The organism is Shewanella sp. 10N.286.51.B8, from assembly GCF_041469325.1.
Taxonomy (GTDB): Bacteria; Pseudomonadota; Gammaproteobacteria; order Enterobacterales; family Shewanellaceae; genus Shewanella.
In genome coordinates, this window is the sequence record NZ_JBFRKG010000010.1 from 1 (window position 1) to 11,065 (window position 11,065).

Annotated in this window: 5 protein-coding genes; 3 read left to right on the top strand and 2 right to left on the bottom strand. The window is 40.5% G+C overall.

Translation table 11 applies throughout. The features are described 5' to 3' along the window. Positions 1-1,441 precede the first annotated feature (1,441 nt). Entirely contained in the window at positions 1,442-3,481 is a 2,040-nt protein-coding gene (gene uvrB / locus AB4160_RS05695; RefSeq protein WP_372003846.1) for an excinuclease ABC subunit UvrB, read from the top strand. A 167-nt stretch (positions 3,482-3,648) separates the two neighbouring features. On the opposite strand, the gene asnS is transcribed toward uvrB, so the two are convergent. Next, a complete protein-coding gene (gene asnS / locus AB4160_RS05700) occupies positions 3,649-5,049 on the bottom strand; it encodes an asparagine--tRNA ligase (RefSeq protein WP_102438161.1) in 1,401 nt (466 codons plus the stop codon). A gap of 538 nt (positions 5,050-5,587) precedes the next feature. Beyond that, positions 5,588-6,181, bottom strand: a complete 594-nt coding sequence (locus tag AB4160_RS05705; protein ID WP_102438159.1) for a CoA pyrophosphatase — start codon at positions 6,179-6,181, stop codon at positions 5,588-5,590. 404 nt (positions 6,182-6,585) lie between these two features. Between AB4160_RS05705 and malQ the strand changes: the two genes are divergently transcribed. Next, entirely contained in the window at positions 6,586-8,772 is a 2,187-nt protein-coding gene (malQ, locus tag AB4160_RS05710; RefSeq protein ID WP_372003848.1) for a 4-alpha-glucanotransferase, read from the top strand. A 54-nt stretch (positions 8,773-8,826) separates the two neighbouring features. Further along, on the top strand, positions 8,827-11,064 hold the full coding sequence (gene glgB / locus AB4160_RS05715) for a 1,4-alpha-glucan branching protein GlgB (protein WP_372001234.1): 2,238 nt from the start codon (positions 8,827-8,829) through the stop codon (positions 11,062-11,064). Position 11,065 lies beyond the last annotated feature (1 nt).

The following is an 11,065-nucleotide window of genomic DNA, read 5'->3' on the forward strand; positions in this document are numbered from 1 at the left end:
ACTGAACTACAGGGGAATCGTCTTTAGCAATGTATTGCTGAGAACGGAGCGCATAGTAAAACGCCCTGATCAATCCGTCAACTCGAGATATAAAAAAAAGTGAAAAATTGATGTTAACTGCTCACCTAATACACATTGAGGCTTATAAATGGCCGTTATGGGTGTTTTTTAGTTAACTTATTTTTTGATTAAAACAGCTTTTAGAAATAAATGCTTGGTATTTCTAAAGCTTATATTTTCATATCGGCGCTAAAACAAGCTGATTTAAATGTTCAATACGCCTAATGTCACTTTTAGATTACTTTTTAGTGCTCAAGTGAATCTGCAAATAAGCCTGCCTGGTCAATTTAAGCTTTATGGTCATTACCACTTGTCGCAACTAAAGGACAGTTAAACGCTTCTATATAAGCTAAGTTCAAGCAAGCTGAGTAAAATAAAGACGTATCCCACTGCTTGGTCAAGCGGCTAATATAAGATGCTCGCTGTACATTTATAGGGCGACTTGAGTTATAGCGTTTGCTGGCTTGATATCTCTAGTCATAACTGCCATCAAATTGATCCATCAGCTAGCGCTATTCGTAACGCTATTCATTGGATTTAAAATTGATTGAAGCTTTGCTTATGTCACAAGGCTGGTATCAGCGCTTATTCACCATTCTTAACAACACCGAATAGGGAATACCAATAAAGGTTGCGCAGCAGTTTGTTTCACTCTTGGCAGAATAGTTAAAAATGGAGTAAGTATACTAGTAGTAATGGGTGATATGCAGCTTGAGTGTACTGAGCTAACGTCTTGATTAAAGTAAGTCAGGATATAGACTCAAGCAGGTATTTTAAGCTAAATGCTTGATGTTAATCACATGCTATTTAATTTGCTAAAACCTAATAATCGAAACAGTGCAATTGTTATGTAAATTTTTTCTAGTTCGTAAGTCTAACTTTCAAATGTAATTTTATTTCATGATAGTTTTTTTTACGATTTTATTAAACCGCACCTATTGCAATAGCCCATCAGTATTGGGTTAGAGTGACTTATCCACTAAATCTGTGGATAAGCCTGTGTGTTACTCTTGAAATATGCCCTCAAGCCCTTATAAACATTGGTAGTGACTTAAAATCTACCAATATTCAGCATAAATAAAATTCTGTTTAATTTCAGAGTGATAAGAAATGCAATGCTTTTATTCTGATGAATGTTGTTTAGCGAGCCTTAATGTAAACAAGCTTAAGTTAATGTTGTGTATTAAATGGTGCATTCATGAAGGGATTTAGGCACTTTGTTCACCTAATGCAGCCTAAAACTCCGTTTGTAGCAATATTTCATATTTCTAAGCTTGAAATGTAATAAATTACTGCTAAGTGTTGTTTTCTATAAATCTCATTCGCAAAGATGGATGGCTTCAGTATAAAATGCACCTTCAACAAAGAAGGATATATCCTAGTGTCAGAATCGGTTTTTAATCTTGTATCAGACTATACACCTGCTGGTGATCAGCCCACGGCAATCAAGCAATTAGTTGATGGCTTAGATGCAGGCGTGGCTAAGCAGACCTTATTAGGGGTTACGGGCTCTGGTAAAACCTTTACGGTAGCTAATATTATTCAAACCTTAGGACGCCCAACGATTATCATGGCGCCAAACAAAACCCTTGCAGCGCAGTTATACGGCGAAATGAAAGAGTTTTTTCCTAATAATGCCGTAGAGTATTTTGTTTCTTATTATGATTATTATCAGCCAGAAGCCTATGTTCCGGCGTCAAATACCTTTATTGAAAAAGATGCCTCGGTCAATGCGCATATTGAACAAATGCGGCTCTCTGCAACCAAAGCCTTATTAGAACGCAAAGACGTGGTGCTGATAGCCTCAGTGTCGGCAATTTATGGTTTAGGTGACCCCGAACTTTATATGAAAATGCTATTGCATCTTCGTCAGGGTGATCTGATGGGACAAAGAGACATCATTACCCGCTTAGGTGAATTGCAATACACTCGCAATGATATTGATTTACAGCGTGGTACTTTCAGGGTTCGCGGTGAAGTGATTGATGTCTTTCCTGCTGAATCAGAGCGTGATGCAGTACGAATTGAATTATTTGATGATGAAATTGAGCAGCTCAGTGAATTTGATCCATTAACAGGGCAGGTTACTAAGCGCTTAGCAAGAACCACAGTCTATCCTAAAAGTCACTATGTCACTCCTCGTGAAACGATTATCGAAGCAACGGAACATATTAAGGAAGAGTTAAGAGAACGCCGTCAGGAGCTTTTGGATAACAATAAGCTAATAGAAGCGCAGCGGATCTCCGAACGGGTGCAATACGATATTGAAATGATGGTCGAACTGGGTTATTGCTCTGGTATTGAAAACTATTCACGCTATCTATCAGGTCGTACAGAAGGCGATGGGCCGCCTACCTTATTAGATTATCTACCAGCAAATGGCCTGCTGATTATCGATGAATCACACGTTACTGTGCCACAAATTGGCGCTATGTATAAAGGTGATAGAAGTCGTAAAACAACCCTAGTTGAATATGGCTTTAGACTACCGTCAGCGTTAGATAACCGGCCGCTTAAGTTTGAAGAGTTTGAGCAATTAATGCCTCAAACCATTTTTGTCTCTGCCACGCCCAGTGATTATGAGTTTGAACAAAGTGATGGCGAAATTGCAGAGCAGGTGGTTAGGCCGACAGGTTTATTAGACCCTGAATTAGAAGTGCGCCCAGTGGCGATACAAGTAGATGATTTGTTATCTGAAATTCCAAAGCGTGTCGCGGCCAATGAAAGGGTTTTAGTCACAACCTTAACCAAACGGATGTCAGAAGATCTTACAGAATACCTCGATGAACATGGGGTGAAAGTACGCTATTTACATTCAGACATCGATACCGTTGAGCGAGTCGAAGTTATTCGTGACTTAAGGCTTGGCGTTTTCGATGTATTGGTGGGGATTAACTTACTTCGTGAAGGACTCGATATGCCTGAGGTGTCTTTAGTGTGTATTCTTGATGCTGACAAAGAAGGCTTTTTGCGCTCTGAGCGCTCTTTAATCCAAACCATTGGCCGCGCTGCACGTAATGTTAACGGTAAAGTGATCTTATATGCTGACAAAATTACCAACTCTATGGCAAAAGCCATGGAAGAAACCGAACGTCGCCGCACCAAACAACATGAGCATAACCTGAAATTAGGCCAAGTACCTAAAGGGGTAGTTAAGAAAATCACCGATGTGATGGACTTAGGCGATCCTCACCGTGGTAACAGTAAACATCAATATACCGCCTTCGGTAAAGTTGCAGAGAAATCGCCTGAATATGGCGATAAAAACACTAAGGTGCTAAGTGTTGCAGAGTTAGCCAAGCAGATTGATGTACTTGAAAAGCAGATGCATCAACATGCGCGAGACCTTGAATTTGAACAAGCTGCAGCCTTAAGAGATGAAGTAAAACAATTGCGAGATAAAATCATTATTAACAGTTAACGATTAAAATATCAGTTCTTAAAAAACGTATTAAATAATGGCTTAAAGTGATAATTACTTTGCTGAGAGCCTTTTTTATTGAATGAAATTCAAAGGTATTTTGCCATATTTAAGCCATAAAAAAACGCGCTAATTAAGCGCGTTTTTATTGAGTGAGCCAGTTAGATTTAGAAGTTGGCTGACTTAGGTGAACGTGGGAATGGGATCACGTCTCGGATATTGCTTACGCCAGTAACATAAGATACTAGACGCTCAAAGCCTAAACCAAAACCTGCGTGTGGCACAGTGCCATAACGACGTAGATCACGGTACCACCAGTAATCTTCTTGGTCTAAGTTCATCTCAGCAAGACGAGCATCAAGAACGTCTAAACGTTCTTCACGTTGTGCGCCGCCAATAATTTCACCAATACCTGGTGCTAATACGTCCATTGCTGCTACAGTTTTACCGTCATCATTAAGACGCATGTAGAATGCTTTGATGTCTTTAGGGTAGTTTTTAACAACAACAGGCGCTTTAAAATGCTCTTCAGCAAGGTAGCGTTCATGCTCTGAATGTAAGTCGATACCCCATTCAACATCAAACTCAAACTTCTTATCACAAGCTTTAAGAATCTCAATGGCATCAGTGTAATCGATTTGGGCGAAGTCACTGGTCACGAATGCTTCTAAACGCTCAATGGCAGTTTTCTCTACTCGTTGAGCAAAGAATTCTAAATCATCACGACGTTCTTCAAGAACGGCTCTGAAACAGAATTTCAGCATGTCTTCAGCAAGTTTGGCCGCATCATCTAAATCAGCAAAAGCCACTTCAGGTTCAACCATCCAAAATTCAGCTAAATGACGGCTAGTATTTGAGTTTTCAGCGCGGAAAGTCGGGCCAAAGGTATACACTTTTGATAATGCACAAGCGTAAGTTTCAGCATTTAACTGACCTGATACGGTTAAGAATGATTCTTTACCGAAAAAGTCTTCGCTGTAATCAACTGTGCCTTGATCGTTACGGGGTAGATTTTCTAAATCTAACGTCGAAACGCGGAACATTTCACCCGCGCCTTCAGTATCAGAAGCAGTGATAAGTGGTGTAGAAACCCAGATATAACCTTGTTCATTGTAAAAGCGATGGATAGCTTGAGATAAACAGTTACGAACACGGGCCACTGCGCCAATAATGTTAGTGCGTGGGCGAAGATGAGCTAATTCGCGTAAATGCTCAATTGAGTGACGCTTAGCAGCCATAGGGTAAGTATCAGGGTCTTCAACTAAACCTGCAACTTCAACCTTGGTTACTTGCATTTCAAATGCTTGGCCTTTACCCGGAGATTCAACAACTTCACCAGTCATGATCACAGAGCAACCAGCAGTAAGCTTTAGCACTTCATTGGTATAATTTTCTAAATTATTCGGTACAACACCTTGAATAGGATCAAAACATGAACCGTCATAAACGGCTAGAAATGAAATACCAGCTTTAGAATCGCGGCGTGAGCGAACCCAACCACGTACCGTAACTTGCGAACCGATCGCAAAGTCACCTTTAAATACAGAAGCGACAGATGTAATGCTCATTGTTGCTTAGTTCTCCAATGAATCAATGATATAAATAGGGGCTTTATATTACCTTGAAATGGGCTTTTCACAAGGGTAAAAGCCGCTTGCAGGCAGATATTTTCACAAGTTTTAACAAACCCAGCAGAATCTGCTTAAAAATATTGCGGCAATATTACTTTTTTATCTGAAAATTCAGTTATAAGCGTATGACAAAGTGATGTATTTAAAACCTGCCAAACTTAACTAGCGGTGATATGTAGATGACCAAGGCTAATACAAGTCTTACTTAGGCTGCTATCAGTGGCTGGCGCTTAGCCGTTTTCCAGTTTGGGGATTTTAGTGAGACTTATGCTAATAGAAGCCGCTGTTATAGCGATTTAAATTATAGCTAGTTCCAATATAGCGAGCTCAAAAGGATTGAGAACCGATTATTCTGAGAGCCTGCTTTAACTGTAACACTTGAATATGTCACAGGTAGCGGGTTTGTAATTCGCTAGCTTATTTGAATGGTTGGTATCATCTCGTTTGTAGTGAAACTAAACTTAAGTTTCTTTTATTAACCATTAAAAACGTTAGCTGAATTGTTTAAATGACAACAGAGTAAATTAATGATTGCCGCTGTTACTCCCCAAATGAATTTACCTTGATAGGGCATATAATGGACATCATAAAAGCTGCCATGACGTTGATACTGAATACTGTGTCGATTTTTAGGGTTTAAAAAGTGTTTAAGTGGCACCCAAAAAGCCTCGGCGACTTCTCCTGGATCTAGCGCTATCTCAAAAGGTTGTTTAACAATGCCGATAACTGGGGTTATTTCAAATCCGGTAAAGGTTGTATGGGGCGGAAATGTACCGATCACATCAACATTTTCAGGTAATAAGGCAATCTCTTCTTCAGCCTCTCTAAGGGCAGTAAAAATCATACTGCTATCTTGTTTATCTACTTTACCGCCAGGGAAACTAAATTGACCTGGGTGGGCGCGTAAATGTAATGCTCTTTTGGTTAGCAACAGTTGAAGCTCGCCATCTACTTCGAGTAAAGGCACTAATACCGCGGCTTTTCTAGAGCGAAGCTCTTTTGGTGGGGAAACAATATGGTTTGTTAATGTTTGCAATGAAAAGTGAATATTGAACTGCGTAGTATTCATCAAACGTCCCAGATAATCATATTGGTTTTATAAAAATAAAATGGCGCAAGTCTTCCCTTTAAATTAGCACAATAACCGTAAGTTTGACGGTTTTAAGCTGTTTATAAGCAAAGTTTTATGGCTGTTATTTTACTTTATAGGCCCTGCAGTAAAATTGGGTTTGGTTTTTTTGCACGTTTGCTGTGCGTTAATGCACCAAAGTGATTGTTTTTAATTACGCTTTTAATTTCGTTTTAAACAAGTTTGTAAATTTAATTTACAATCAGTTGGTTTTAAGATCTTGAAATTTAATCTTTTTATTCTGTAACCTGATTGAAATTAAACTGTCGTTAAACTGTGATGTTGTGCTGGCATGGTAACTGCTGGGTTATTAATCAGTTAAGACATTCGCGAGGGCGACAAATATGGGACTAGGGAAGTTACTGTATTTGCAAGGCGTAGGCGCTGAGTTTATAGATTGCTTTGGCAACAATGTACAGATCCAGCCTCTAGATAGAAATGGAATTTTACAATCCATGTGTGTTAATGATGCATCAACTAAAGGTGCATCAACGAGTGACACGCTAAATAATATTGATGCTAATCGTTCTTTTGTTAGCTCGACTTTAAACGATGAATTTATTCAGCAACGGATTTTTGAATTAGATGCCGCGCCATGGTTACTGCCTCTGCATGGGTTTCAATGGAGCTATGTGGATGACCCTATTGTTGAGTTTCATTTACCTGAGCATTTTACTGGCAGCATAAAAGTTGAGATTGAAATTGAACATGGTGATAAATTTCATTTTCCAATCAGCCTCGGCCAAATGCGGGTTGTGGGTGATTATGGCATTGATGGTATCAGTTATCTTAAATATCAGTATCAATTAAATGATGACATTAATGGCCCGCTAGGCCTTGGTTACCACGGTATCAGTGCCACTGTTGAATCTGCAAGCTCCAGTGAAACATATACCGGTCAATTAATGATTGCGCCGCGCAGCGCCTATGTTCATGCTGACAGTAAAACAGCCAAATGGGGGCTTAGCACCCAACTTTATAGCCTTACTAGCCAAAGCCAGTGGGGGATTGGTGACTTTAATGATTTACAAAAGCTCATCGAGTTAGCTGCTGCCAAAGGCGCAGATTTTATTTTACTAAACCCATTACACGCTCTGGATTTACCAGAAAGTGCCAGCCCTTATAGCCCATCAGATAGACGTCGACTTAATCCGTTATACATTCACATCGAGTCAGTGGCTGAATACGCTGCCATTGAAGGGGTTATAACTTCTAAGCTTTGGCGAAATAAACAATATCAATTAGCTCAGTCTAGATTGCTTGATTACTGCGAGATACATGAAACTAAATTTTCTATTTATCAAATGCTGTTTAACGCGTTTATTAAAGAGCATAAAAACAACCACAGTAAACGCTATCTAGACTTTGCCTGTTTTAAGCAACAGCAGGGTGAAGGTTTAAGCCAATATGTCACCCACCAGCAACAGCGAAATTCGTGTTTTACAGATGCAGAATTTCTGTGTTATTTACAATTTATCGCTTATGAGCAATTACTTCAGTGTCAGGCAAAAGCCAAAACTGCAGGCATGTCCTTAGGGCTAATTCGTGATATGGCAGTCGGTGCCTCGCCTACGGGGGCTGAAGTCTGTGCAAATATCGATAATTTTTGTACCAATGCCAATATTGGTGCACCGCCAGATCCTTTTGCCCCTCAAGGGCAAAACTGGGGTTTAACGCCATTTGACCCTATCAAATTAGCCCAGCATAAATTTGAGCATTTCATTGATTTGATCCGCTCGAATATGGTGTCTTGTGGCGGTTTACGAATCGATCATGTCATGGGCTTATTACGCTTATGGTGGTGGCCTAAGCAGGAAGGTTTAGGCAATGGGGCATATGTGTATTACCCATTGGATACTTTATTAGCCATTTTGTGCCTAGAAAGTCAGCGAGCCCAATGTGTGTTAATTGGCGAAGACCTTGGCATAGTGCCGCCAGAAATTGTCGCCAACCTAGCTAAAGCAAAAATATTTTCAAACGAACTATTTTACTTTGCTAAACATCATGACGGCTTTATGAACCCCGCCTTTTATAAGTCTCACAGTTTGATGATGCTAGCAAACCATGATGTGCCGACATTAACGGCGTGGTGGACTGCGGCAGATATTGAATTACGGCATCAGTTAAATCTGTATGACAACGAGCAACAACTTGATGAGGCGAAATCGCTAAGGCTGATAGAGAAACAACAACTACTGGATTTACTTAGTCAGCATCATCTTATCAAAGCCAATATTGTGATGGGTGAAGTTGATTTTGAGCAATTAATGCTTGCTTGGCTCCAGTTATCGGCATCGGGTAATTCAGCCCTATATAGCATTCAAATTGACGATCTGATCGATGAAGTCAAACCGATAAACATTCCCGGTACTTGGAAACAATACCCCAATTGGTGTCGACGCTTAAGTCGCACTTTAGAACAAATTTCAGCAGATTCAACAGTCAATAACAGGCTCGATGCCATCAATAAAACCAGACGTAGCAAATATATAGATGACAGCGGCAAGCCTGAATGGGCTGTTTACGGCTAATGCGAATAACGAACAGCGTAATCATTAATTCAAACATTTATGGAGCAATGCAAAATGACTAATAATGCCCCTTATTTTAATCATGGAACCGATACCGCATTACTGAGTGGTAATTTTACTGATGTATTTTCATTACTGGGTATGCATAAAGCCGACAATGGCAAATCTTTGATCGTTAGATGCTTCGTCAAAGGTGCAATAGAAGTTGAAGTGATCAGTCTAAAAGATGGTAAAAAAGTCGCTTCATTAACCCAAGTTGATGAGCAGGGTTTATTTGCTGGCACTATGGGACGACGGGTTAAGCCATTTTTATATAGCTTAAAAGTGACTTATCCAATGAGTATTGAAACCATAATCGATCCCTACCAGTTTGGCAGCTTGCTGGATGATGATGACATCTACTTATTTGCTGAAGGAAAGCAGCAAAAAAGCTACCAATTTCTAGGTGCGAACTGGAAGACTATCGCAGGTGTAGAAGGTGTTCATTTTTGTGTCTGGGCGCCGAATGCTCAAAAAGTTGCCGTAGTAGGTGATTTTAATCATTGGGATGGCAGAGCCCATATCATGCGCTTTCATCCTAGTAATGGCATTTGGGAAATATTTATTCCCAATGCTGATGCAGGCCAATTTTATAAATTTAGTGTCACTACACAAGATGGCGCTTTAACTGAAAAAGCCGACCCTTATGCGATTCAAATGCAAGCAGCGCCGGGTAATTCATCGGTTGTTCCACACAAAACTGATTATAAATGGCAAGACAAAAAATGGCTTAAGCAGCGCGCAAAACAGCAACTACATCAATTGCCTATGTCTGTTTATGAAGTTCATCTCGCTTCATGGAAGCGTAAAGGTGAGTGGGGCGATAGTTACCTCAGTTATCAAGACTTAGCTGATGAATTGATTCCATATCTTAAAGAAATGGGCTTTACCCACCTGCAACTGATGCCAATCAGTGAATACCCATTTGATGGCTCTTGGGGTTATCAACCTGTTGGTTTATATGCAGCAACTTACCGCTTTGGTGATCCCGTTGGCTTAAAAGCCTTTATAGATGAATGTCATCAACATGATATTGGGGTTTTATTAGACTGGGTGCCGGCTCATTTCCCTAAAGACCCTCATGGACTGGCTAAGTTTGACGGCAGTTGTTTGTATGAACATCAAGATCCACGTCAAGGGGAGCATCCTGACTGGGACACTTTAATATTTAATTACGGCCGCGGCGAAGTACAAAGCTTTTTACTCAGTAATGCCTGTTATTGGCTTGAAGAGTTTCACTTCGATGGGCTAAGGCTCGATGCCGTGTCTTCCATGCTATATCTCGATTACAGTCGAGAATCTGGTCAATGGCTGCCTAATGAGTATGGCGGACGCGAAAACATTCAAGCCATTGAATTTTTGAAATTGCTCAATGAGCGAATCTATGCCGCCTACCCAGGTGTCACTATGGTGGCAGAAGAATCAACCGCTTGGGGCGGAGTGACAGACACCACTGAAAATGGTGGCTTAGGCTTTGGCTTTAAGTGGAATATGGGCTGGATGAATGACTGCTTGAGTTACCTTAGTCGCGATCCCATTTACCGTAAACATCACCACCATGAAATGACCTTTAGCTTAGTGTATGCCTATACCGAGCAATTTATTTTGTCCTTAAGTCACGATGAAGTGGTGCACGGTAAAGGCTCGTTACTGCATAAAATTCCCGGTGATGATTGGCAAAAGTTTGCCACCTTAAGAAGCTTTTTAGGCTTTATGTGGGGCCATCCAGGTAAAAAACTGCTGTTTATGGGCACAGAGTTTGCCCAACGTGATGAGTGGAATCATAACCAAAGCCTAGATTGGCATTTACTGCAATACGCGCCGCACCAAGGCATGCAAGATTGGGTTAGAGATCTCAATAGCTTATACAGTGAAAGCCCTGCCTTATATGAACTGGACCATCAGCCATCAGGTTTTCAATGGCTGGATTGTGATAATGGTGATGCCAGTATCTTTAGTTTTATTCGCTATGCCAAAGACAGTGGGCAGCATTTAATATTTGTGGTCAATATGACCCCGCAAGTGCATTACGACTTTAGGGTCGGTTTACCTTCTGAAAATGATTATATCGAAGTGCTCAATAGTGATAGCCCGTGTTATGGCGGTAGCGCGGTAAGCAATGACACCATTATTAATACCGATGTTGACTGGCAAGGGATGGCACGCAGTGGTCTGGTGACTGTACCGCCATTGGCGACGATTGTGCTCAGTGTTAAGGCCGCCCACACCAGTTTAGAATCTGAAGAGGATTAAC